Here is a 22778-nt window from a genome sequence, read left to right as displayed (position 1 = left end):
TCATGATTAAATTTGCAGGTCTTGGCCGTTTTGCTGCTGCGACCGTCATCCTTTCGGGAGTTGCGTTCAGCTCTGCCGTCCAGGCTCAGGAAGCATCCCCGGAACAGTTGAAGGCAGCACGGGCGGCGATCAATGCGATCGGCGCGACGACGCAGTTCGATAACATTCTGCCGGGCCTGGCTGAACGGCTCAAGGCAGACCTGATCCAGGATTCGCCGAACTACCAGGACGCAATCACTGCCGAGGTCGACAAGCAGGCGCTTGCACTTGCACCGCGCCGCGCCGATCTCGAAAAGGAAGCTGCGCTGACCTACGCAAAGGCATTTTCGGTCGAGGAACTGAATGCCATTGCCGCATTCTACAGCTCGCCGGTCGGCCAGAAACTGCTCAAGGACGGCCCGATCGCATCGCGCGAGACGGTCAAGGCAGCCGATATCTGGGCGCAGGGCATTTCGCGCGACCTGCAGAAGCAGACAAGCACCGAACTCAGCAAAGTGATCAAGGCCGCACCTGCTCCGGCAGCTGACCCGGCCGCCGCGCCCAAGCCTGCTGCAAAGCCATAACACGTCCATTGCTATTGCTTCGAAAGCCCGGCTTCGTCCGGGCTTTTGCTTTTCTGGCGATCGATACTATATCAGTCGCGTCCTCGCAGCCGATTCCATCCGGAGCTTCCCATGACATCCTATGATTACGACCTCTTCGTCATTGGCGGCGGTTCCGGTGGCGTGCGCAGCGCCCGAGTAGCCGCGGCGCTCGGCAAGCGGGTTGCGATCGCCGAGGAGTATCGCTACGGCGGCACTTGCGTCATCCGCGGATGCGTTCCGAAGAAGCTCTTTGTCTATGCCGCGCAGTATAGTGAACATTTCGAGGACGCCGCCGGCTTTGGCTGGACCGTCGGCGAAAGCTCTTTCGACTGGAAGAAGCTGATTGCCGCCAAAGACGCGGAAATCACGCGGCTGGAAGGTCTCTATAAGAAAGGCCTTTCCGGAGCGAATGCCGAAATCCTGGAGACGCGGGCCGAATTGTTCGATGCCCATACGGTGCGCCTGGTGAAGACCGGTCAGACGGTCACTGCCAAGACCATCGTTGTTGCGACCGGCGGGCAGCCAAACCCGCATGCGGCGCTGCCGGGGCACGACCTATGCATTTCTTCGAACGAGGCGTTTCATCTGGACGAACTGCCTCGATCGATCGTCATTGCGGGCGGTGGCTATATCGCCGTCGAATTCGCCAATATCTTCCACGGGCTCGGGGTCGAGACGACGCTCATCTACAGGGGGGCGGAAATCCTGTCCCGCTTCGACCATGACCTACGTCGCGGGCTGCATGAGGCGATGGTGGCGAAGGGCATTCGCATCCTGTGCCACGACATGTTGCAGCGTGTCTCCAAGAGCGGCGACGGCCTGTTGGTCGAGACCTTGAACAATGGTGCGCTGAATGCGGACGCGGTGATGCTCGCTCTTGGCCGGGTGCCGAACACCCAGGGGCTTGGGCTTGAAGCAGCCGGCGTCAAGACGGATGAGCGCGGCGCAATCATCGTTGACGAATACTCGCGCACCAGCGTCGACAACATTTATGCCTTGGGCGATGTCACCGATCGGGTACAGCTCACGCCCGTCGCGATTCATGAGGCGATGTGCTTCATCGAGACGGAGTACAAGAACAATCCGACAAAGCCGGATCATGAGACCATCGCCACCGCGGTGTTCTCGCAACCTGAGATCGGCACGGTCGGCCTGAGCGAAGAGGAGGCGGGCAAGCGCTACCAGGAGCTGGAAGTCTATCGCGCCCAGTTCCGGCCGATGAAGGCGACGCTTTCAGGCCGTGCCGAAAAGATGATCATGAAGCTGCTCGTCGATGCTGCCAGCCGCAAGGTCGTCGGAGCCCATATTCTTGGCCACGACGCTGGCGAAATGGCGCAGCTCCTCGGCATTACGCTGAAAGCCGGCTGCACCAAGGATGATTTCGACCGTACCATGGCAGTCCATCCGACCGCTTCGGAAGAACTCGTCACCATGTACGCGCCGAGCTATCGCATTTGCAATGGCGTGCGGGTCTGATGGTGCCGGTCAGCTGGTGATGCGCGGCATCCGGATGACCTTCAGGAACAGTGCCTTCATCGCCTCGGCGATGCCCTGCGTCGGTGTGACCTCGAAGTAGAGCCCGGGTGTGGCACACTCCTGCATTTTCGCGGGAATTTCGTTCTGGAAGGGCTTGATCCAAGTGGTGTACCAGCTGTTCTTGGGAAGCGGCAGATAGGTGGTGTAAAGCACCGCGATCTTCACTCCCTTGTCCTTCAGCGGTTTGCAGAAGGACGTGTCGATAGGCTCCTGGCAGCGGTCTCCGGTCTTGGCTTTGGTGCAGTTCGCCTTCTTGCTGTCGCCTACGCCGTCCGAGACAAAGAACAGGATTTTCTGCGGTTGCGATTCGGTGTTGCCGTCGCCAGGGTTTGTGATGATCTTGTTCATTTGCGCAAGTGCACTGTCGAAGCTGGTTTGCTGGTCGCTGTTGTAGCCCTGCTTGGGTATCGACATGAGAGTGACGGCACTCGTATAGGCGGCGACCTTGTCGAGGTCGGCGATCGGCGCCGAGATCGTGGTCAGATTGGCATCCTCTGCCTTCTTTCCAAAGGTATAGACGCCCATCCTGAACTGATTGTTCGACGCGCGCTCGGCCTTGGCCGTTTCGGTCAGCTTCTGGGTTGCCTGGCGCACGACGTCGACGCGCAGCGTGACACCATTGTTGCGAGCGATGTTGTAATAGCTGTTCTTATCCTCAACGCCCGCTTCTGAAACGATATGGCACGCAAAGGCGCAGGTATCGGACGTCTTCCTTTCCATTGTAGCGACGTCCGCGGGCGTTGCGCCGACGCCCATGGACGGCGTGTTGTCGAGCAGGATGTAGAAATCGATGAAGGAGGCAGTCTGGAACATTGCCGTGGCGGTACCGGCGATATTGACGTTCTGTCGTCCGAAGATCTGCATGAAGGTGGTCGGGACCGACGCTTTGAATGAAACGGAGGAGGTGAGCTTGTTCGCGGTTCTATTCACCTGTACGTCCACCGCCACCTGCCCAGCGGTCAACTCGCCCTGCATCTGGGCGCTGAAAATTCCGCGGGCGTCGTCCTTGCCGATGGTGATAGGGCCGTCGCCGGTCATTTTCATCGCTGCCGCGGCAGCGATCGACTTTTCCGCGATCGCGCCAACTGCAGCCGCGTCCGCAGCCGCGTAAAGCTGTGTCCGCAGGCTTAGCGCGTGTGCGAAATCGATCGCCATGCCTGCAGAGCCGATGAGCGGCACCATCAGAATGGCGGTCATGACGCCGAAATTGCCGGAGTTGTCGGCGAGGAAGCGGTTTAGTCTGCGCACGAAGCAATCCCACGTTCCACCATAGCATTGGTGTGTGAAGCGGGGTCTTCATGACCGCACCCTTTAAAAGTAAGGGTGGTTTCTATGGGGAAAACTTAAATTTGATACAAATCGTCTTGGTATACTGAACGTTAATGCCGCTGATGCGGTTTGAAATCGTGATGGCGAGTGCCTTTTTATACAGCGTGGTCGGCGACCTGTGGGCGTCAGAACGGAAACGCTGCTAGGCAAAATGGCGCTAAAGGTTTATAAGCCGCCCAACATTTTTAGGACGAGACATCCGGCACACACGCGGGATGCTGAAACAGGTGAGTGAGATGGCACAGAATTGGACTCCGAGCAGTTGGCGGCAAAAACCGATCCAGCAGGTTCCGGATTATCCGGATCAGGCGGCAGTGGCAGCAACGGAAGCTCAGCTTGCATCTTATCCACCGCTGGTCTTTGCCGGTGAAGCGCGCCGCCTGACGAAGCATCTCGCCAATGTAGCAGATGGCAACGGTTTTCTGCTGCAGGGCGGCGATTGCGCCGAAAGCTTCGCTGAGCATGGCGCGGACAACATCCGCGACTTCTTCCGCGCATTCCTCCAGATGGCCGTTGTCCTGACTTTTGGGGCGCAGTTGCCTGTCGTTAAGGTGGGCCGCATTGCCGGTCAGTTCGCCAAGCCGCGCTCCTCGGGCATCGAGACCCTGGACGGCGTCTCGCTCCCGAGCTATCGCGGCGACATCATCAACGGCATCGAATTCACGGAAGAGGCCCGCATCCCCAATCCCGAACGTCAGGCCATGGCATACCGCCAGTCGGCCGCGACGCTCAACCTGCTGCGTGCTTTCGCGATGGGCGGCTATGCCAACCTCGAGAACGTGCATCAGTGGATGCTTGGATTCGTCAAAGACAGCCCGCAGGGCGAGCGATACCGCAAGCTTGCGGACCGTATCAGCGAAACCATGGATTTCATGAAGGCGATCGGAATCAGCTCGGAAAACAATCCGAGCCTGCGGGAGACCGATTTCTTCACCAGCCATGAAGCGCTGCTGCTCGGCTACGAAGAAGCCCTGACCCGCGTCGACTCCACGTCGGGCGACTGGTACGCGACCTCCGGCCACATGATCTGGATCGGCGATCGTACGCGTCAGGCCGATCATGCGCATGTCGAGTATTGCCGGGGCATCAAGAACCCGATCGGCCTGAAGTGCGGCCCGTCTCTGCAGGCAGACGACCTTTTGAACCTGATCGACATCCTGAACCCGACGAACGAAGCCGGCCGTCTGACCTTGATCTGCCGTTTCGGCCACGACAAGGTTGCCGAGCATCTGCCGCGTCTGATCCGCGCCGTCGAGCGAGAGGGTCGCAAGGTCGTCTGGTCCTGCGATCCGATGCATGGCAACACGATCACGCTCAACAGCTACAAGACCCGTCCGTTCGAGCGGATCCTGTCGGAAGTGGAGAGCTTCTTCCAGATCCACCGCGCAGAAGGTACGCATCCGGGTGGCATCCATATCGAGATGACCGGCAAGGACGTGACGGAATGCACGGGCGGCGCCCGCGCGGTGACCGCGGACGATCTGCATGATCGGTACCACACCCATTGTGACCCGCGCCTCAACGCCGACCAGGCGCTCGAGCTTGCCTTCCTGCTTGCCGAGCGCATGAAGGGCGGCCGCGACGAAAAGCGGATGGCTGTCAACGGTTGATCGATATCGATTGTTCGAACGCGAATGAGCCCGGCCCAGCGCCGGGCTTTTTCGTTGAAGCAGCAGTCATTCATTGCGGGCATCGGTCCCCTCGGCTCCTGGCCGGCCGCAGCCTCACCTCCCTCGTTTGGGTTTCAACTTGTCAAACGCTGCGACAGGCGCGCAATATCCTCGCGCATGGCGGCGATCTCCGTCAAAACCTGCAAATCGATCTTCTGGTGGAGAGACAGCACCTCCAACTCCGCCTTCAGATTTACCTCATAATCCTTTGCCGCCTCGAAACGATCGCGCTCGGCTTGTCGGTTCTGCGACATCATGATGATCGGAGCCTGGATGGCGGCGATCATCGAGAGGATGAGGTTCAGGAAAATGAACGGGTAGGGGTCGAAGGGTTGGGTCGTGACGACAATCGTGTTCACGACGGACCAGAATACCAGGAAAACCAGGAAGGCGGAGATGAAGCCCCAGGAACCGCCGATGCGGGCAATTGAATCAGATAGCCTTTCGCCCAGTGAAGATTCCGCCTGAAGTGCCGCGTTGATGTCGGTCGAGATGATCTTGCGCTCATGAGCCTTGGCTAGAACGCGTTTCTCGATGTCGCCCAGCTCGTCGGCGGACTTGTCGAAATGAAGGTGTACGAAGTTTGGCAGGTTATGCATGGAACGACTCCCGATACTGTATTCCTAGTTCGGGGCGAGTATTCCGTTATGCAGTGAAATTGCAATGCGACACGCAATCCACCGGCTCAGGAGCCCGGATTGCGTATCCACGCGTGCTGCGGGAAGAAGCGGTCGAGCGTCCGGGCTTTGCCGAACATGATGTCATGCTGGATATAGCGATAGTCACGCACGAGCGGATCCAGGTTTTTGGGATTGAGAACCCAGTCCGGTGAGGGCGTATTGTCGCGTGCAATGAGCTGATAGCGGTCCACGACAGCATATTTCTTCTGAACGCGGCCGAGGAAGCCGGTGTAGAATGGATGCTCGTAGCCCGCGAATTTCAGCAAATGGTAGGGCAGCAGAGAAGGGCTGATGGTGCCGATGTCCGCTTTCGATCCCTTCTTGTTCGACCAGATGACCAGCGGCGTCTCGTGCTCCTGCTTCATGACGCTGACCGATGCCTTGCGGGTTGCCACCTGGTCGGGCATGTAGCCTGTGTCCATGTAAACATTGCCGAGCGGCGGAAGATGGTCGCCCCAAAGCACGATGATGGTTTCACGCTCGCGCTTCTCGGCCCAGTCCACCAGCAACTTGAAGCTGTCGTCGGCCTCCTTGACGCCCTGTGTGTAGGTGGCAAGCGTCGCACGGTCGGCTTCCGTCAGTTTGCCTTGAATATCGATTGTGTTCTTGCCGTAGCGGTTGGCTTCGTACGGACCATGACCTTGCAGAGTGACAGCGAAGAAGAAGAAGGGGCGATCCATCCCATCCGCTTCCTGCATGATCTCCTTCATCAGGGAATCGTCGGAGGCGAATATGCCGCGCTTTTCCATCGCCGGCATAGTCTCCTCGCTGCGAAACTCCTCGAAGCCGAAATCCTTGTAGACCTCGTTGCGGTTCCAGAACCAGCCGCTGAAAGGATGCAGCGCACGCGCTGCGTAGCCTTCGCCCCGGAAGAAGGTCGCAAGCGATGGAACGTCGGTGCGGACGTACTGTTGATAGGGAATGCTGCCGTAAGGCAGAAATGCGTTCGAGAAGCCGGTCAGCGCCTCGAACTCGACATTGGCCGTCATGCCACCGAATTCCGGCGAAAAAACATGGCCGGATTGGGCTGCGCGGATATTCGGCAGCGGATCTTCAGACAGCTTCAACGTCTTCAGTCTGGTGGGATCCCAGAAGGATTCGCTCATCAGCATGATGACGTCGGGCTTCTCACGGGGGCCACTCAGATAGCCGTAGTTGCGTGCGGGAATAGCGTCGAGCGTTTGCGTGCCGAAGCCGGCGGGAGCCGCAACATCGGCCATCGGAATATTGAACATGAAGGCCAGGATAAAGCCGTTGCTGCGGTAGTTCTCCTTCTGGTCCCACATCATCGGCACGACCTGCAGACGATCGCGGATCCAGGAATACTGGGAGTAGTCCATCAGCGATGCGAAAGCCGCGATAACAGGTAGGCCGAGGCAAAGGCTTCTCGTGCGGTTCTTGCTCGACAGCTTCGGAAAGTGGCGCCAGGCAAAACGCCAGGCAAGCACGATTCCGGTGACCGAGAGCAGGATACCAACGGCAAGTGCCACGGCGGCAAACGGACGGTCGCGAACCATGACGGGCAGAAGCTCCATGATCTGCCGCCCGAAAAGTACATCCGACGGATAGAGCGGATCGGAGAGATAGTGCTGCTTCTGATTGGACACGAATGCTGGGACGAGCACTGCCGGCAGAACGATCAACGCGGACAGAAACCGCCGACCCAACACCGCGTCGAGCGACAGCATCAGCACCGTCAGCATCACGACAGTCGTCATGCCGGGACGGGCCGTCGACGTCACGAACTCCCCGACATCGGTGATAGCCCCACGTGCGATTGATTCGACCGCGACGGTCGCCAAAAGTGCTATCAATGCCGAAAGCGCTACGCTGATCGCACCGCGAAGCGCGGTCGGGCGTCCGCTTGCGCCGACACGCGTGTAAAGCGACGCGACGCGCATTGCCGCTTCAGACCTTAAGACTTGCGCGATCAACGGTGAAACTCCAGTGTCATCAAACCTTCACCGAACTGTCACATCTCCGTCATGAACGCTAGATGAACCGGTTAGGTTTCCCGCATGTATGACTTTATTGATCAAATTGCCCTCGGCGCTTTTGCGTCGATGATGCTGATTTGCGATGGGACATAGCTAGCATACGCAACATAACCGCCGAGAAGTGTCCTTGCGCGAGGGCAGGCGGTGGCGTAGTTCAGACCTTCGTTTGAATCTGAGGTCGAGGAGGCTTTACGTGCGCAGTTCCGTGGAGATCTTTAATGTCCGGACGGGTGTGTCCCGGAGTGTCTGGCAAACCGATCAACTCGTCGAAGCGCCCAATTTCTCACCAGACGGCAGCTACCTCCTGCTGAACGGGGACGGGCTTCTTCACCGTCTCGCGCTCGATGGTTCTGGGCGCGTCGAGATGGTCGATACTGGCTTCGCGATCGCGTGCAACAACGATCACGGGATTTCTCCGGATGGTTCGCGGATCGTCATTTCAGACAAGACCGAATTCGGCAAGTCGGCGATCTACGTTCTGCCTGTCGAAGGCGGCGTCCCCCGCCTGGTTACGACGAACCTTCCGTCCTATTGGCATGGCTGGTCACCGGACGGCCAGGAACTCGCCTATTGCGGCATCCGCAACGACCTCTTCGACATTTACACGATCCCGGTCAGCGGAGGCGAGGAGAAGCGCCTCACCCACGGAGAGGGCCGCAACGACGGGCCTGACTATTCCCTTGACGGCCGATGGATCTACTTCAATTCCAGTCGCACCGGTCTCATGCAGATCTGGCGCATTCATCCTGATGGGACAGGGCTCGAACAAATCACGCACGACGACTACGGCAACTGGTTCGCCCATCCGTCTCCCGGAAACGACAAGGTGCTGATCCTTTCCTATGATCCCGACGTGTTCGACCATCCGCGCGACCTGAATGTCAGGCTGCGGCTCATGGACATGGACGGCGGCAATCTGACGACACTCTTCGAACTATTCGGCGGGCAGGGAACGATCAATGTGCCCAACTGGTCACCAGACGGTGACGAGTTCGCCTATGTCAGATATTTCCCAGCGTCCGCCTGATCGATTGCGTTTGGCGGCATTTCGCGACATAGGTTGCTCGTCGGGTGCCCGCGTCAGCGCGGGAGAATCGGGAATTCGGTGCAAGACCGGAACGTGCCCAACGCTGTAAGGCTGACGTTTGCCGCTCAAATGCCACTGGCTCCGTGCCGGGAAGGCGCGGCAGGCGGGTGACCCCAAGTCAGAAGACCGGCCCGACAATCATAGACTGACCCGCGTGGACGGCGGGCGGTTGTGTTGTTGGGGATTGACGATGCGACCAGACCATTCTGGCTCTCTACCAAGAGCTGCGGCCTTTTCTGAGGACGAACGCAAAGCGGTTTACAAGGCAATTGAGACGCGACGGGACGTTCGCTCGGAGTTTCTGCCTGACATCCTGCCGGACGACGTGATCAAACGTCTCCTGGAAGCCGCGCACCACGCACCGTCCGTCGGCTTCATGCAGCCGTGGAACTTCATTCTCGTGCGCGACCCGGACGTCAAGTCCGCCGTGTGGGACGCCTTCAATCGTGCCAATCTGGAGGCGGCCGAGATGTTTTCCGGCGAACGGCAGCAGGCCTATCGGTCGCTGAAGCTGGAAGGCATCCGCAGCGCCCCGCTTGGAATCTGCATCACCTGCGATCCGGATCGCTGCGGCGACGTCGTGCTTGGACGGACGCACAATCCGCGGATGGATTCCTATTCGACGGTCTGCGCGGTACAAAATCTCTGGCTAGCCGCGCGCGCGGAAGGGATCGGCGTCGGCTGGGTCAGCATCTTCCATGAAGCCGACCTCAAGCAGATCCTCGGCGTGCCCGAGCGGGTCGAGATCGTTGCGTGGCTCTGTGTCGGCTATGTCGACCAGCTGTACGAGCAGCCTGAACTCGCCGTCAAAGGCTGGCGGCAGCGGATGCCAGTCGCAGAGCTGATCTTTGCCGATCGCTGGGGCAATGGCGAAGGGATCGAATAACCGCTACCGCTGCTGCGGTTGAGCACCCGGGGTCGATGGGTGCTTGAGGTCGATTGCCCCCTGATCGCCGGCTAGGAATTGGGGTCCGATCTGGCGGACCTTGTCGCTTTGCAGATCATAGGGCCGGTCGGGCACCTGGGATTGCGGGGCAGGCGCCGCAATCGCAGGCGCCTCCGGCTTCCGGGTCTCGATTTTGGTGATCGAGCCGTTCTTGGGCAGTTCGGTGACTGCAGACTGGTTCTTTCTCATGCGTTCGTAGTAGGCGGGGAGGTCGCAGCTGCAGGACGTTTTTTCCCCCGGCTTGCGGTTCTTGTAGACGAATGCATTCGGCATCGCGCTATAGGGCGCGCCCGTCGCCGTGGAGATCATGTCCGATGTCTCTCCGACGGAGACATCGTGATAGAAAAGCTCCGTATCGACGCCGGGACACATTTTCGCGCAAGTGTCGGCGTCGCGCGCGAAGTCCATCGAAGTCGCGTTGGAGCTGAGCGGGAAGAAGCCTCCGTCACAGGTGCGGACGCACACCGTGTTGAGATGCGAAAGGGGTTGCATACCGGATGGAACATAAGACCTTCGCCGCCCCTGGCCACCGCCGAGCGGTATGAACGTGTCGTCGCGCATCGCCTGATCGTCGATGCTCGGAGGCGGTGCATACTGGGGATCGTCGGGGAGCGACGACTCTGCGTTGCAACTGTTGGCGTCGAGTGCAGCGATCAGCTCGTTGCGCGTGCGGGTATCTTCGCTCTGCGCCCGCAGTTCGTCGCGGCGCTGCTGGAGATAGCTGATATTATCGGCCATCTTGGCTTCCGCCTGCTCGAGCTCGCCACAGAAGTCGGCGTTGTCGCCGCCGATCGTCACCATGCTGCCGGCGCTGCACCCATTACGCCGCAAATCGCTTCTGACTTTTCGAAGCTCGAGATTCTGCTCGGCGATGGCACTCGCATATTTGCGAACCTCGGGCGTGGTTCCTATCACCTGCGGCAGGTCCGCAAGACGCGCGCGCAACTCACCGCAGATCGGCGCGACTTGCGCATAAACCGGTGTCGAAAGGGCGATCAGGAGCGCAAAAGGCAAATTCCGGCGTTTCAAGGCATCGTCCCGTGGATGAGCAAATACCAGTGGATCGGGCGCACGTCCGCCGCCACTTTCCTCAGTAGCCTGTTTGTATTAACAAGCTGCCGTTGCAATTCTAACGCATTTTCCCGATCTCTGCCAACTCAAGCCGGCTGGGAAGCCTCCACGACGGCGAGCGCTGCCATGTTCACCACACCTCGGGAGGTGACCGACGGCGCCAGGATATGGGCCGGCATTGCCGCACCGAGCAGGATCGGGCCGACATGCAGACCATCGGTCATCGACTTGACGACGCCGAGCGTGATGTTGGCGGCGTCGAGGTTCGGAAATACCAGCAGGTTTGCTTCGTCGTGCAGGGTCGTATCCGGCATGACGCGCTTGCGCAACGCCTCGGAGATCGCGCTCTCGCCATGCATCTCGCCATCGACTTCCAGCTCGGGCGCACTATCACGAACCAGCTGGAGCGCTGCACGCATCTTCGTCGCGCTCTCGGATTCACGGGAGCCGAAATTCGAATGCGAGACGAGCGCGGCGCGCGGCGTGATCCCGAAGCGCCTGATTTCCTCGGCCGCCAGGATTGCAGACTCCGCGACCTCCTCGGCGGTGGGGTTGAAGGTCACATAGGTGTCGGTGAAGAAGGTGGCGCCCCGCTGCGAGATCAGCAGGCTCAGCGCCGAAAAATCACGGACGTCCTTCCGCTTGCCGATGATCTGGCGGACGTCGCGCAGGTGCTTTTCGTAGCGGCCTTCAAGACCGCAGATCAGCGCGTCGGCTTCGCCGCGCTTGAGGGCCAACGCGCCGATGACCGTCGTATTGGTTCGAACGATCGTCCGGGCGGCCTCGGGGATGACGCCGCGGCGGCCGACCAACGAGAAATAGAGGTCTACATATTCGCGGAAACGCGGATCGTCTTCCGGGTTGATCACATCGAAATCCGAAAGCGGCCGGATGCGAAGTCCGTAGCGCTGCAGGCGGGTTTCGATAACCTGGGGCCGGCCGATGAGGATCGGTTCGGCAATCCCTTCTTCCAGCAGAACCTGTGCCGCGCGCAGAACACGTTCGTCCTCGCCTTCGGAGAAGATTACGCGCTTGCGTTCGGCATTCTTCGCTGCGGCGAAGATCGGCTTCATGACAAAGCCGGAACGGAAGACGAAGCGGTTCAACTGATCGAGATAGGAATCGAAGTCGGTGATCGGTCGCACGGCAACGCCGCTTTCGGCTGCTGCCTCGGCAACGGCTGGCGCGATGCGCAGGATGAGGCGCGGATCAAACGGCGAGGGGATGAGGTAGTTCGGCCCGAAGACCGGCGTTTCGCCGGAATAGGCGCGGGCGGCGACGTCCGACGGCTCCTCGCGGGCAAGTGCCGCGATGGCGCGAACGGCGGCCATCTTCATTTCCTCGTTGATCGTCACGGCGCCGCAATCCAGCGCGCCACGGAAGATATAGGGGAAGCAGAGGACGTTGTTGACCTGGTTGGGGAAATCCGACCGGCCGGTGCAGATCATCGCATCCGGGCGCGCTGCGCGTGCGAGGTCGGGCATGATTTCGGGTGTCGGGTTGGCAAGCGCCATGATAAGCGGCTTTTCGGCCATCTGCGCCAATAGTTCCGGCTTCAATACGCCGGCAGCTGAGAGACCGAGGAAGACGTCCGCGCCACCGATGTTTTCTGCCAGCGTGCGCGTGTCGCTCTTCTGTGCGTAGACGCTCTTCCATTCGTCCATCAGCTCGAGGCGACCCTCGTAGACAAGGCCCTCGATGTCATGGACCCAGATGTTTTCGCGCCTGGCACCGAGCGTAACGAGAAGATTGAGGCAGGCGAGGGCGGCAGCGCCGGCGCCCGAGGCGACGATCTTGACCTCATCGATCTTCTTGTTGGCGAGCTCGAGCCCATTCAGGATCGCGGCCGCAACGATGATGGCAGTGCCGTGCTGGTCGTCGTGGAAGACCGGGATCTTCATCATTTCGCGCAGGCGCCGCTCGATCTCGAAGCATTCCGGCGCCTTGATGTCTTCGAGGTTGATGCCGCCGAAGGTCGGTTCAAGGGAAGCGACCGTCGACACCATCTGTTCGACGCTGGCGGCGTCCACCTCGATATCGAACACATCGATATTGGCGAATTTCTTAAACAGGACGGCCTTGCCTTCCATGACAGGCTTTGAGGCAAGCGGTCCGATATTGCCAAGGCCGAGAACGGCAGTACCGTTGGAAATAACGGCAACGAGGTTGGCGCGCGAGGTATAGTCGGCGGCCGTCTCCGGATTGTCGCGGATGGCGAGACAGGGAGCAGCGACGCCCGGCGAGTAGGCCAGAGCGAGGTCACGCTGGTTGCCGAGCGGCTTGGTGGCCTGGATCTCGAGTTTGCCGGGACGGGGATAGCGGTGAAAGAAGAGCGCCTGTTCGTCGAGGCTTCCACCTGCCATGTTGTTTTCCGTCTTGGACTTGTCGTGATGATCCATCATCGCCTCCGGGCTGCCGCACATGCTGTCGTTGGTTCGCCTTCCATACATCAATAAAAACGCGGGAACAGTCAGAATTTCGGTTCTCGCGCGAAAACACCGCAAATATGGACCCATGCGAGGACCAGGCTTTCGGGTCGAAATCCAGTCAAACACGCCAATGTCATCTTCCTGAAACACGAGTCTGGTTTTCAGGGACGAGATGAACAATGGGACACGGGCAGAATGCTTGTGAAGGACAATATGGATACCCGCCACTTCCGTACGCTCTTTATCTCCGACGTGCATCTCGGTTCAAAGGCCGCGAAGGCGGACTTCCTTCTCGATTTTCTCAAGTACCACGATGCCGATACGATCTTCCTCGTCGGCGACATCGTCGACGGTTGGCGCCTGAAACGCAGCTGGTATTGGCCACAGGACTGCAACGACGTGATTCAGAAATTGCTGCGCAAGGCGCGCAAGGGAACGCGGGTCGTCTATATACCCGGCAACCACGACGAATTCCTCCGTGATTTCCCCGGCATGCACTTCGGCGGCATCGAAGTCGCCGAACGGATGATCCATGAAGCGGCCGACGGCAAGAAATACCTCGTTCTCCACGGCGACGAATTCGACGTCGTCGTCCGCAACGCACGTCTGCTCGCCTATCTGGGCGATTGGGCCTACGACATGGCGATCATGATCAATGTCGGGCTCGCTGCGGTGCGCCGTCGCCTGGGCATGCCCTACTGGTCGTTCTCTGCCTGGGCGAAGCTGCAGGTGAAACACGCCGTCAACTTCATCGGCGAGTTTCAGAGGGTCGTTGCTGACGAAGCACGCAAGAACGGGGCCGATGGCGTGATCTGTGGGCACATCCACCACGCCGTCATGGAGGACATGGACGGCATCCGCTACATCAATACAGGCGACTGGGTGGAAAGCTGCACGGCAATTGTCGAGCATGAGGACGGCACCTTCGAGCTGATCGAATGGCGCAAGATCGGCGACATGATGCCTGCTCCCCTGGCAATCGAACATATCGGGAAGCCTGAGCTAGCCCAGCAGGCGGCATAGGGGCAATCTGTCTGTCCCGCCAAGGCATCTGCGCCAATCGATGCCGTTGCCTTATCGCGACAGGCCGGCTCTATTTTTGAAAACGGTTTGGTAAGGCCATTTATCGCCATGGTCGCCCTTGGGTTGACGTGTTAGGCAGCGTTTAGTTTCCCTCAGGTCCGCACCATGATTCCCCCCGAAAAAGCCCCCGCAACCGAGGGGGTACCTGCGCACTTCCGACTGCTGAGCGCACTATCCTACTGTGCACCCCTGCTCGTGAACGGCGTCGCCGTGCCGTTCTTTCCGGTCTGGCTCGCGCTTCACCAATTCAGCGATCATGAGATCGGCATCATCCTGGCTGTCCCAATGGTGGTGCGCGTGCTGGTCGCGCCCATCATCGCGATGTATGCGGACCGGATGAAGGAGCGGGCGGACGTCCTTCTGTTTTCGGGCGGCCTTTCGCTGCTGACCGCCATCGCGCTTTACTGGACGAGCACGTTCTGGCCTGTTCTGATTGTCTATACCGTGCAGGGGGCGACCTTCTCCCCCTATGTTCCTGTGGTGGAGTCCATCGTCATCTCGGGCGTTCGGCGTTGGGGCCTCGACTATGGATCCATGCGTGTCTGGGGATCGGTGGCGTTTATCGTCTCAACTCTGGCCGGCGGGCAGCTGATCGGTCGCTGGGGCGGGGAGATGGTCCTGCCCGTGATGATATTTGGATTTGTCATGACGATGGTCATGGCGATGTATTGTCCCCGCATCGGCCCGACGCGCCGGCGTGGCACGCCTGTCGACATTCCCTCGGCAACAGGCAGTTCGCTGCGGCAACCACACCTGCTCGTACTTCTGATCGGCGTCGCCATCCAGCAGGCAAGCCACGCCATGGTCTATACGTTCGGCACGATTTACTGGCGCGATCGCGGCTTTTCGGGCACTGAGATTGCCTTGCTGTGGAGCGCCGGCGTGGCCGCGGAAGTCACGGTCTTCTTTCTGTCGAAGCGATTGAGCCGCCGCTTCAATGCCTGGACGCTGATCCGCTTCGGGGCTGGCGTGAGTGTCTGCCGTTGGCTTCTGTTTCCCATGCATTGGGATTTCCTGGGCTTTTTCGCTCTGCAATGCCTCCATGCGTTCAGCTACGCCTTCGTTCATACCGGCGTGCAACAGCGGATCGTCGCCTCCGTGCAGGAGACGCAGGAATCCTCGGCCCAGGGCGCGTATTTCTTCTACAACGGTATGTTCCTGAGCCTGATGACCATCGCGTCCGGCTATATCTATGCTTCGCTCGGCCTTGCGAGCTACTATGTGATGGCGCTCGCAGCGTTGCTGGGCCTCGGCCTTATCATCGTCGCTTACTATCTTCAGCCCCAAAGGGCCGGTTCGGGAGGCCAGACAAGGGAAGCGGCGTAGCGCAGGCCAGGCTCACGGTCGCGCGCGAGAAGCAGGGGACCGTCGAGGTCGACGAATTCGACATCCTGTGCGAGCAAGACCGCCGGCGCCATGGCAAGCGACGTGCCGACCATGCAGCCGAGCATGATCTGGAAGCCGAGACGTTGCGCCTCCAGTTTCATCGCCAGCGCTTCGGTCAGCCCGCCCGTCTTGTCGAGCTTGATATTGATGGCGTCGTATCGATCGCGGAGGCTGGCAAGATCGCCGGTATGATGGACGCTCTCGTCGGCGCAGACGAGGATCGGTCGCTCTATATCGGCGAGCATCTCATCCTTGCCCGCCGGCAGGGGCTGTTCGACAAGGGCAATGCCGGTTTCTGCTGCGACGCGAAGGTGATGCTCCAACGTGCTTTCGGGCCAACCTTCGTTGGCGTCCAGAATGATCGCCGCATCGGGGGCGGCTGCCCGCACGGCGCGGATCCGGGTCTCGTCGTCGGCGGTGCCAACCTTGACCTTGAGCAGTGCGCGCGCGGCGTTCGCCCGCGCCTGCTCGGCCATCGCGGCCGGCTCCCCGAGCGAAATGGTCAAGGCAGTTGTCAGCGGCTGCGGGTCACGCAGGCCAAGCCGCGCTACGACCGGCGTTCCGGTCCGCTTGGCTTCCAGATCCCAGAGTGCGCAGTCGACCGCATTTCGAGCGGCGCCCGGCTGCATTGCCCTTTGAAGCTCCGAGCGAGTGAGACCTGCTTCCAAGAGCGGCCGGGCAGCTTCGATCTGAGCGGCGACGCTTTCCATCGTTTCGCCGTAGCGACGGTACGGGACGCACTCGCCCCAACCGACAGCATCTTCCTCTCTGATGACGCAGACGATCACCTCCGCCGAGGTTTTTGTGCCACGGGCGATCGTGAAGGCGCCGGCGATCGGGAAGGAGTCGGCTAGAATTTCGAGTGACCGTGGCATATTTGCAATCCTGCGCGCATGGAAATTTGATGTGGCTTGCGTATATTGGGTGCGAGCGGCGAACCGTAGTTCGCGAGTCGGCAATGTCGCCGCAAGCCTTGAAAGACACAAGCATTTTGAAGTCCGAGAACCGCAACGCCGCCTCACTGCATGTGGACGACCAAGCAAATGGTTCGGGTGCGCGCGTTCATCTTGAAGGGAGCTGGCGAAGCGCCAACATTCATTTCATTCTGCGGGACTTCGATCAACTCTCGGCTCGCACCGCCGGCGAGCTTACGCTGGATCTGTCCGGTATTTCCGAAATCGATACCGCGGGCGTCTGGTTGCTGTGTCGGCTGAGGAAGCAAGTCGAAGATGCCGGCGGAACCGTTCGATTCGAGGGTAGCAATCCGCACATCGACGAGATGCTAACCGCCTTTTCCGAGGAGCCTGCAAAGCAGGAGCCGGACGAGCGGCCGGAATTGTCACTCGGGGAGCGGATCTTCGCTCCCTTAGGCAAGATCATATACGATCTGTGGGACAATCTCGCCGCGGCGATGTACATCCTCGGCTCGGCGGTGCGTGGCGCACAGATGAAATTCGGCCGCGGCAGTGGTGTTTCGCCCGCATCGATCGTCAATCAAATCGACCATATGGGCGTTCGGGCCGTTCCGATCATCCTTTTGATGTCGTTTCTGATCGGCGCCATCATCGCGCAACAAGGGGCATTCCAGCTGCGCTATTTCGGCGCGGAGGTTTTCGTCGTCGATCTCGTGGGCATTCTGCAGCTGCGCGAAATCGGCGTCCTCCTGACGGCCATCATGATTGCGGGCCGCTCGGGAAGCGCCATCACCGCCGAGATTGGCTCCATGAAGATGCGCGAGGAAGTCGACGCGCTGAAAGTGATGGGGCTCAACCCGGTGGGCGTGCTGATCTTTCCGCGTCTTGTTGCGCTGACCGTTGCACTGCCGCTTCTGACGGTTCTTGCGAATTTCGCCTCGCTTTTTGGCGCCGCTGTCGTTGCGTGGGGCTATTCCGGCATCACATTTGCCAATTTCATTTCGCGGCTCCATGAGGCGATCACGCTCTCGACCGTGCTTTCCGGAATGATCAAGGCGCCCTTCATGGCGCTGGTTATTGGTATCGTTGCAGCCGTGGAGGGCTTAAAGGTGGGTGGCAGTGCCGAGTCGCTCGGCCAGCATGTCACGTCGGCGGTTGTGAAGGCGATCTTCGTCGTCATCCTCATGGATGGGCTTTTTGCCATGTTCTATGCGGCTATCAATTTCTAAGGATTGTACGTGGGCGAACAGCAGACAGAGACCAGAGGTGAAGAAGGGCGGGATATCGTGCTATCGGCGCGCGACGTCACCGTCGGCTTCGGGTCGAAGATCGTGCTCGACAATCTGAACCTCGATATCTACCGCGGCGAGATCCTTGGTTTCGTCGGCGCATCCGGCACCGGCAAGTCGGTTCTGATGCGCACCGTGCTTCGATTGCTGCCTCGCCGATCCGGTCACATCAAGATTCTCGGCCAGGATTTCGACGAACTCGACGAGCCACAGCGCAATGCGCTCGACATGCGTCTCGGGGTGCTCTTCCAGCAGGGGGCGCTGTTTTCTTCGCTGACGGTGAAGGAGAACATTCAGGTGCCGATGCGCGAATATCTCGATCTGCCGGTATCGCTGATGGACGAGCTCGCCCACCTGAAAATACGGCTGGTCGGCCTCGCGGCGGATGCGGCCGACAAATATCCGTCGGAGCTTTCGGGCGGCATGATCAAGCGCGCCGCACTTGCGCGTGCTCTGGCATTGGATCCCGAGCTTGTGTTCCTCGACGAACCGACGTCCGGTCTGGACCCCATCGGCGCTGCGGAATTCGACGAGCTGATCGCAAGACTTCGCGATACGCTCGGCCTCACCGTCTACATGGTGACACACGATCTGGACAGCCTGTTTTCCGTCTGCGACCGCATTGCGGTACTCGGAAAGAAGCGCGTCATGGTGGAGGGGACGATCGAAGACATGCTGGCCTACGACGATCCGTGGGTTCAGGCTTATTTCAAGGGCAAGCGCGCGCGTTCGATTGTGCCGCAGAACAGCCACGCCGCCCACGACAGGCCGGCGCAAGACAGCCGCGGGAAGTGAGCGGATAAGATGGAAACCAAAGCGAACTACACGATTGTCGGCTTTTTCACGGTGCTTGTCATCGCCGCCGCGTTCGGCTTCGTCTACTGGATGGCCGAATACGGGCGCGGCGGGCCGATGGCAGAGCTCATCGTGCGCATTCCCGGCTCGGCAAACGGGCTCAGTGTAGGCTCGCCTGTCCGCTTCAACGGCATTCAGGTGGGTTCGGTGCAATCGCTTTCGATCGACGCCGACGACCCCCAGTTCTCGCTGGCATTCACGGAAGTCAGGGTGGATGCCCCCATCTATCCGTCGACGAAGGCGATTCTGGAGATTCAGGGGCTCACAGGTGCGGCCTACATCGAACTTTCCGGCGGCAAGGTCGGTGAGAAGAATATCCTGCAGGAGTCGATCGATACCGGCAAGCGGGCAGTGATTGTCGCCGATCAGTCGAGCGTGACCAATCTGCTTGCCACGGCCGACAAGATTCTGGACCGCGCAAACGACGCGGTCGGGCAGATCCAGGGTTTTGTGAAGGACGCGCGCGGTCCGCTCACCAAGACACTGCAGAATGCCGAGACCTTCTCGGACGCGTTGGCGAAGAATTCCGGCAATATCGACGCCTTCCTTCAGAGCGTAGGCCAGCTCTCCGAGACCGTGCGCAAGGTGTCCGGCCGTGTGGATTCGACGCTGGAGTCGGTCGAGGCACTCGTCAAAGCCGTCGATGCGAAGAAGATCGACCATATATTGTCGAACGCGGAGACGATCAGCAACAACGTTGCCGACGCTTCGGGCGACCTGAAGGGCGCCGTCCAGAAAATCCAGGAGACGGCGACGACCTACAACGACTTCGGCAAGAAGGCGCAGGCAACGCTCGACAAGGTCGATACCCTGGTTGCGCAGATCGACCCGGCAAAGGTCAAGGGCTCGGTGGAGGACATCGCACAGGCCACCAAGGATGCGCGCGTCGCTGTCGCCTCAATAAGGGACGTGGCGAATACGGTATCTGCCCACCAGAAGGATATCGACCAGACGATCCAGAACGTCACGCAGATGGCGAGCAAGCTGAACGCCGCTTCGACGCGTGTCGACGGCATCCTCGCCAAGCTGGACACCTTGCTTGGGTCCGACAGCACCCAGTCGCTCTTCACTCAGGCGCGTAACACGCTGGATTCGTTCAAGAAGGTCGCCGACAATCTTAACGCGCGCATCGGCCCGATCGCTGACAATCTGCAGAAATTCTCCAGCGGCGGTCTGCGCGATGTGCAGTCGCTGATCAACGACACACGCTCGACCGTGCAGAATCTCAACGATGCGATCAGCAATTTCGATCGTGATCCGCAGCGTCTGATCTTTGGCGGCGACACTGTAAAACAATTCGACGGCCGGACGCGGCGTTAACATGGGAAATCGGCATATGGCTGTATCGGATTTGTTGGTGCATCGTTCGTGGCTGTCGAAGAGCGCGATCGTGCTGCCTCTGATGGCGGTTGCACTGGCGGGATGCGGGACATCGGCCAAGAACGATACCTTTGACCTGTCTGCCTCCATCAACGGCGATGGACCTGCCGCGAAGAACCGGCAGATCCTCGTGCAGCAGCCGACAGCGCTCAAGGCGCTCGATAGCGAGCAGATCGTCATTCGCGTCTCGTCGTCGGAAATCCAGTACCTCGCCAAGGCCCAGTGGAGCGACAAGCTGCCCCGCATGGTGCAGGCAAAGCTTGTCGAGGCATACGAAAATTCCGGCAAGCTCGGCGGCGTCGGGATTCCTGGGCAGGGGCTTGCGATCGACTACCAGGTCGTGACCGATATCCGCGCCTTCGAAATTGATACCGGCAACGGCAGCCACGCGGTCGTTGAAATCTCCGCGAAGATCCTCAATGACCGCAACGGTTCCGTCCGGGCTCAAAAGGTGTTCAGGCAGGCCGTGCCGGCGGGCGGCGGATCGAACGACGGTTTCGTCAAGGCGCTCGACCGCGCCTTCGCGACGGTCAGCAGCGAGATCGTCGACTGGACGTTGAAGTCGATCTGATCAGACAGCGATATGGCAGCGGACACGAATAGCGAGATGATCCGCATTCTTTGCGCCGACGATGTCGAAGCGTTCCGGCGCATCCGCCTTGAAGCTTTGCGCGTGGAGCCCTCGTCCTATGCCAGCAGCGCTGAAGACTGGGAGAGCCTTTCAGAGGACGAGTGGCGCAGGCGTCTGCAAGATACTCGGGTGTTCGTCGTATTCCGGCAGGACGAGCCCGTCGCAATCATGGGCATGAAAAGGCAGCCGGCGAGCAAGATGGCGCACCGCGCAACTGTCGTGATGGTCTACGTCCGGGCAACACTGCGCGGACAGGGCTGGCGACGAGGGTTCTGGACCGGCTCGTCGAGCACGCTCTGGACAACGGCATACGGCAACTGGAGCTTGCGGTCAGCGCCGAAAACGCAGCGGCCATCCAATTCTATCGGCGAGCAGGCTTTGTCGAGGCGGGCCTAATACCTGGCGGTTTCCTGCATGAAGGCAGGGAAATCGACGACCTCATCATGGTGCGAAGAATTGCAGGTTGAGTGTTTCGCGTCTGTCGCGGACACTTTCATAAAACACAAGGCCTTTTGATAGCGATGCCCGGCAATTCGTCGGGCCTTCATAGGCCTGCATCATGCTTTTGGAACGCTAGCGCGGCTCAAAACAGGCTGTGCTTCCCATTGAATTTCTTAATATCTTCGTTTTCGCGGCGAAGAGCCGCGATGGTGGACGCTACGGATACGATAAACATGATGCTGATAAGAGCAGTAAGCAGAGTCAAGATCGTGAACATAAACAATCCTCCAGGATTTTGCGTTCACGTCCCTCAGTATTGGCTCATGACGGCCGTGCGGGCCGACGCATAAGGCCCATATACCTTGGACGCATCAACTTTCTGATCGTAAAGCGCGACAGTGGCTGCAAGCATACCGGTCATCATTACCATCCAGACTGCATTGATCATGGTAATCTTGTTTGGCATATTATCTTCCTTATGGCGCGTATCGCGTTACGCTTCGGTTGAAAGAACGCATCCGTTTGGAAATGGTTCCGTGAACATTGAGACGTCGTTTACCAATGCGGATCTGAAGCCTCTTTGAATGCCGCGTTCATCTGGCGTTCAGACTCCTTAATCGGTTTAAATGCCACCCTGCCGGTCGCCCGGACGATGGCAAAATGCTCCCTGACATCCGAACGCACCCAGGAGGCTTCACGGATTTCCTGCACGCAGGCATAGAAAAACTCGGCGGCCAGCGAGAGGGCGACTGCAACGGCGACAAGAATGATCAGCATGGGGGGTCCGAGAGGAACCGAAACCGGAAGGTATCGGCGGGGTTGACGCTCTCTGATATAAGCATGGCGGCTGAAGGGGCCTTGAATGCTCCGTTCATCCGCCGTTCAGTCGTGGGCAAATGACTTGCGGGAAGCCTTTATCCGTGACAAAAGGCGTCGAAACAAACGGCCGGGCTATGACGACAGCTTTTTATCCCGGGTCCTTCGACCCAATCACGAACGGACATGTGGACGTGCTTGTCCAGGCGCTGAACGTCGCATCCAAGGTGATTGTCGCAATCGGCATTCACCCGGGAAAGACGCCGCTTTTCTCTTTCGAGGAAAAAGCCGACCTGATCCGAAAATCGCTTGCGGAATCGCTGCCTGCAAGGGCAGGCGATATCTCGGTGGTATCATTCGACAATCTCGTGGTCGATGCGGCGCGGGCACATGGCGCGATCCTCTTGATCCGCGGCCTGCGCGACGGCACCGATCTCGACTACGAAATGCAGATGGCGGGTATGAACCGGCAGATGGCACCTGATATTCAGACCGTCTTTCTGCCGGCGGGGACTGCCTCGCGGCCCATAACCGCCACATTGGTCCGCCAAATCGCGGCGATGGGAGGCGATGTCAGTGCTTTTGTGCCGACCGCCGTCTTGAAAGCCCTTCAATCCAAGCGCAAATCCTAGGCGTCCTATTTCGCCGCAACGG

The 22778-nt window shown here is 59.6% G+C and carries 20 protein-coding genes, 1 pseudogene and 1 riboswitch; of the genes and pseudogenes, 13 read left to right on the top strand and 8 right to left on the bottom strand.

Features of this window, described 5'->3' with window-relative positions:
* Nucleotides 1-2: 2 nt before the first annotated feature.
* Nucleotides 3-563, top strand: a complete 561-nt coding sequence (locus AC1DMK_RS02575; RefSeq protein WP_037066428.1) for a DUF2059 domain-containing protein — start codon at nt 3-5, stop codon at nt 561-563.
* Between the two features lie 111 nt (nt 564-674).
* Nucleotides 675-2060 carry a glutathione-disulfide reductase gene (gene gor / locus AC1DMK_RS02570; RefSeq protein WP_477856949.1) on the top strand — a complete coding sequence of 462 codons (1386 nt, stop codon included), beginning with the start codon at nt 675-677 and terminating at the stop codon, nt 2058-2060.
* 9 nt (nt 2061-2069) lie between these two features.
* On the opposite strand, the gene AC1DMK_RS02565 is transcribed toward gor, so the two are convergent.
* A complete protein-coding gene (locus tag AC1DMK_RS02565; protein WP_477857261.1) occupies nt 2070-3317 on the bottom strand; it encodes a hypothetical protein in 1248 nt (415 codons plus the stop codon).
* 368 nt (nt 3318-3685) lie between these two features.
* Here AC1DMK_RS02565 and AC1DMK_RS02560 point away from each other — a divergent pair, with 368 nt between their 5' ends.
* Nucleotides 3686-5059 (top strand): class II 3-deoxy-7-phosphoheptulonate synthase, encoded by a 1374-nt coding sequence (locus AC1DMK_RS02560; RefSeq protein WP_477856947.1) that lies wholly within the window; start codon nt 3686-3688, stop codon nt 5057-5059.
* Between the two features lie 134 nt (nt 5060-5193).
* Here the strand turns inward: AC1DMK_RS02560 and AC1DMK_RS02555 are convergent, their stop codons facing one another.
* On the bottom strand, nt 5194-5718 hold the full coding sequence (locus AC1DMK_RS02555; RefSeq protein WP_037066283.1) for a DUF1003 domain-containing protein: 525 nt from the start codon (nt 5716-5718) through the stop codon (nt 5194-5196).
* A gap of 86 nt (nt 5719-5804) precedes the next feature.
* On the bottom strand, nt 5805-7700 hold the full coding sequence (locus AC1DMK_RS02550; RefSeq protein WP_477857259.1) for an LTA synthase family protein: 1896 nt from the start codon (nt 7698-7700) through the stop codon (nt 5805-5807).
* A 289-nt stretch (nt 7701-7989) separates the two neighbouring features.
* On the opposite strand from AC1DMK_RS02550, the gene AC1DMK_RS02545 reads away from it, so the two are divergent.
* Together AC1DMK_RS02545 and bluB are read left to right on the top strand one after the other, a co-directional pair.
* Nucleotides 7990-8823 carry a TolB family protein gene (locus AC1DMK_RS02545; RefSeq protein ID WP_477856944.1) on the top strand — a complete coding sequence of 278 codons (834 nt, stop codon included), beginning with the start codon at nt 7990-7992 and terminating at the stop codon, nt 8821-8823.
* A 25-nt stretch (nt 8824-8848) separates the two neighbouring features.
* Nucleotides 8849-9032: riboswitch (cobalamin riboswitch) on the top strand.
* A gap of 41 nt (nt 9033-9073) precedes the next feature.
* Nucleotides 9074-9769: a 5,6-dimethylbenzimidazole synthase gene (bluB, locus tag AC1DMK_RS02540; protein WP_037068139.1), complete on the top strand. Its 696-nt coding sequence runs from the start codon at nt 9074-9076 to the stop codon at nt 9767-9769.
* 3 nt (nt 9770-9772) lie between these two features.
* Here bluB and AC1DMK_RS02535 read toward each other — a convergent pair whose 3' ends face one another.
* Nucleotides 9773-10858, bottom strand: coding sequence for a DUF2865 domain-containing protein (locus AC1DMK_RS02535; RefSeq protein WP_477856942.1), 1086 nt, complete (start codon nt 10856-10858; stop codon nt 9773-9775).
* Nucleotides 10859-10986: 128 nt separating this feature from the next.
* Nucleotides 10987-13299, bottom strand: a complete 2313-nt coding sequence (locus AC1DMK_RS02530) for an NADP-dependent malic enzyme (RefSeq protein ID WP_037068195.1) — start codon at nt 13297-13299, stop codon at nt 10987-10989.
* Nucleotides 13300-13524: 225 nt separating this feature from the next.
* Between AC1DMK_RS02530 and AC1DMK_RS02525 the strand changes: the two genes are divergently transcribed.
* Nucleotides 13525-14352, top strand: a complete 828-nt coding sequence (locus AC1DMK_RS02525) for a UDP-2,3-diacylglucosamine diphosphatase (protein ID WP_037068142.1) — start codon at nt 13525-13527, stop codon at nt 14350-14352.
* Between the two features lie 165 nt (nt 14353-14517).
* Nucleotides 14518-15738, top strand: a complete 1221-nt coding sequence (locus tag AC1DMK_RS02520) for an MFS transporter (protein ID WP_477856939.1) — start codon at nt 14518-14520, stop codon at nt 15736-15738.
* Here the strand turns inward: AC1DMK_RS02520 and dgcA are convergent.
* Nucleotides 15690-16673: an N-acetyl-D-Glu racemase DgcA gene (dgcA, locus tag AC1DMK_RS02515; RefSeq protein ID WP_477856937.1), complete on the bottom strand. Its 984-nt coding sequence runs from the start codon at nt 16671-16673 to the stop codon at nt 15690-15692. The genes AC1DMK_RS02520 and dgcA overlap by 49 nt on opposite strands.
* Before the next feature lie 83 nt (nt 16674-16756).
* On the opposite strand from dgcA, the gene AC1DMK_RS02510 reads away from it, so the two are divergent.
* The 5 genes and pseudogenes from AC1DMK_RS02510 to AC1DMK_RS02490 all read left to right on the top strand — a co-directional run bounded on the left by AC1DMK_RS02510 (nt 16757) and on the right by AC1DMK_RS02490 (nt 21334).
* Nucleotides 16757-17941, top strand: coding sequence for an MlaE family lipid ABC transporter permease subunit (locus tag AC1DMK_RS02510; protein WP_477856935.1), 1185 nt, complete (start codon nt 16757-16759; stop codon nt 17939-17941).
* Between the two features lie 9 nt (nt 17942-17950).
* Nucleotides 17951-18796 carry an ABC transporter ATP-binding protein gene (locus AC1DMK_RS02505; RefSeq protein WP_158447669.1) on the top strand — a complete coding sequence of 282 codons (846 nt, stop codon included), beginning with the start codon at nt 17951-17953 and terminating at the stop codon, nt 18794-18796.
* Between the two features lie 9 nt (nt 18797-18805).
* A complete protein-coding gene (locus AC1DMK_RS02500; RefSeq protein ID WP_037068154.1) occupies nt 18806-20176 on the top strand; it encodes an MlaD family protein in 1371 nt (456 codons plus the stop codon).
* A gap of 16 nt (nt 20177-20192) precedes the next feature.
* A complete protein-coding gene (locus tag AC1DMK_RS02495; RefSeq protein WP_477856932.1) occupies nt 20193-20807 on the top strand; it encodes an ABC-type transport auxiliary lipoprotein family protein in 615 nt (204 codons plus the stop codon).
* A 36-nt stretch (nt 20808-20843) separates the two neighbouring features.
* Nucleotides 20844-21334: pseudogene (locus tag AC1DMK_RS02490) on the top strand (N-acetyltransferase family protein).
* A 284-nt stretch (nt 21335-21618) separates the two neighbouring features.
* On the opposite strand, the gene AC1DMK_RS02485 reads toward AC1DMK_RS02490, so the two are convergent.
* Nucleotides 21619-21774 (bottom strand): hypothetical protein, encoded by a 156-nt coding sequence (locus tag AC1DMK_RS02485; RefSeq protein ID WP_477856931.1) that lies wholly within the window; start codon nt 21772-21774, stop codon nt 21619-21621.
* An 89-nt stretch (nt 21775-21863) separates the two neighbouring features.
* Nucleotides 21864-22085, bottom strand: coding sequence for a hypothetical protein (locus AC1DMK_RS02480; RefSeq protein ID WP_477856929.1), 222 nt, complete (start codon nt 22083-22085; stop codon nt 21864-21866).
* Between the two features lie 176 nt (nt 22086-22261).
* On the opposite strand from AC1DMK_RS02480, the gene coaD reads away from it, so the two are divergent.
* Nucleotides 22262-22756, top strand: coding sequence for a pantetheine-phosphate adenylyltransferase (coaD, locus tag AC1DMK_RS02475; RefSeq protein WP_477856927.1), 495 nt, complete (start codon nt 22262-22264; stop codon nt 22754-22756).
* The last annotated feature ends 22 nt before the right edge of the window (nt 22757-22778 follow it).

It is taken from the genome of Rhizobium sp. 05L419, from assembly GCF_056397845.1.
The sequence above is the reverse complement of the archived record's forward strand: the minus strand, read 5'-3'. Positions and strand labels throughout refer to the sequence as shown.

Bases quoted from the DNA above. Each gene is read 5' to 3' on its own strand.
- AC1DMK_RS02555 (WP_037066283.1), bottom strand. From the start codon at position 5,718: ATGCATAACCTGCCAAACTTCGTACACCTTCATTTCGACAAGTCCGCC.
- AC1DMK_RS02495 (WP_477856932.1), top strand. From the start codon at position 20,193: ATGGCTGTATCGGATTTGTTGGTGCATCGTTCGTGGCTGTCGAAGAGC.
- AC1DMK_RS02510 (WP_477856935.1), top strand. From the start codon at position 16,757: ATGTCGCCGCAAGCCTTGAAAGACACAAGCATTTTGAAGTCCGAGAAC.
- AC1DMK_RS02480 (WP_477856929.1), bottom strand. From the start codon at position 22,085: ATGCTGATCATTCTTGTCGCCGTTGCAGTCGCCCTCTCGCTGGCCGCC.
- bluB (WP_037068139.1), top strand. From the start codon at position 9,074: ATGCGACCAGACCATTCTGGCTCTCTACCAAGAGCTGCGGCCTTTTCT.
- AC1DMK_RS02500 (WP_037068154.1), top strand. From the start codon at position 18,806: ATGGAAACCAAAGCGAACTACACGATTGTCGGCTTTTTCACGGTGCTT.
- AC1DMK_RS02565 (WP_477857261.1), bottom strand. From the start codon at position 3,317: ATGACCGCCATTCTGATGGTGCCGCTCATCGGCTCTGCAGGCATGGCG.
- AC1DMK_RS02485 (WP_477856931.1), bottom strand. From the start codon at position 21,774: ATGCCAAACAAGATTACCATGATCAATGCAGTCTGGATGGTAATGATG.
- AC1DMK_RS02525 (WP_037068142.1), top strand. From the start codon at position 13,525: ATGCTTGTGAAGGACAATATGGATACCCGCCACTTCCGTACGCTCTTT.
- gor (WP_477856949.1), top strand. From the start codon at position 675: ATGACATCCTATGATTACGACCTCTTCGTCATTGGCGGCGGTTCCGGT.
- AC1DMK_RS02560 (WP_477856947.1), top strand. From the start codon at position 3,686: ATGGCACAGAATTGGACTCCGAGCAGTTGGCGGCAAAAACCGATCCAG.
- AC1DMK_RS02550 (WP_477857259.1), bottom strand. From the start codon at position 7,700: ATGCGCGTCGCGTCGCTTTACACGCGTGTCGGCGCAAGCGGACGCCCG.
- coaD (WP_477856927.1), top strand. From the start codon at position 22,262: ATGACGACAGCTTTTTATCCCGGGTCCTTCGACCCAATCACGAACGGA.
- AC1DMK_RS02530 (WP_037068195.1), bottom strand. From the start codon at position 13,299: ATGGATCATCACGACAAGTCCAAGACGGAAAACAACATGGCAGGTGGA.
- AC1DMK_RS02575 (WP_037066428.1), top strand. From the start codon at position 3: ATGATTAAATTTGCAGGTCTTGGCCGTTTTGCTGCTGCGACCGTCATC.
- dgcA (WP_477856937.1), bottom strand. From the start codon at position 16,673: ATGCCACGGTCACTCGAAATTCTAGCCGACTCCTTCCCGATCGCCGGC.
- AC1DMK_RS02520 (WP_477856939.1), top strand. From the start codon at position 14,518: ATGATTCCCCCCGAAAAAGCCCCCGCAACCGAGGGGGTACCTGCGCAC.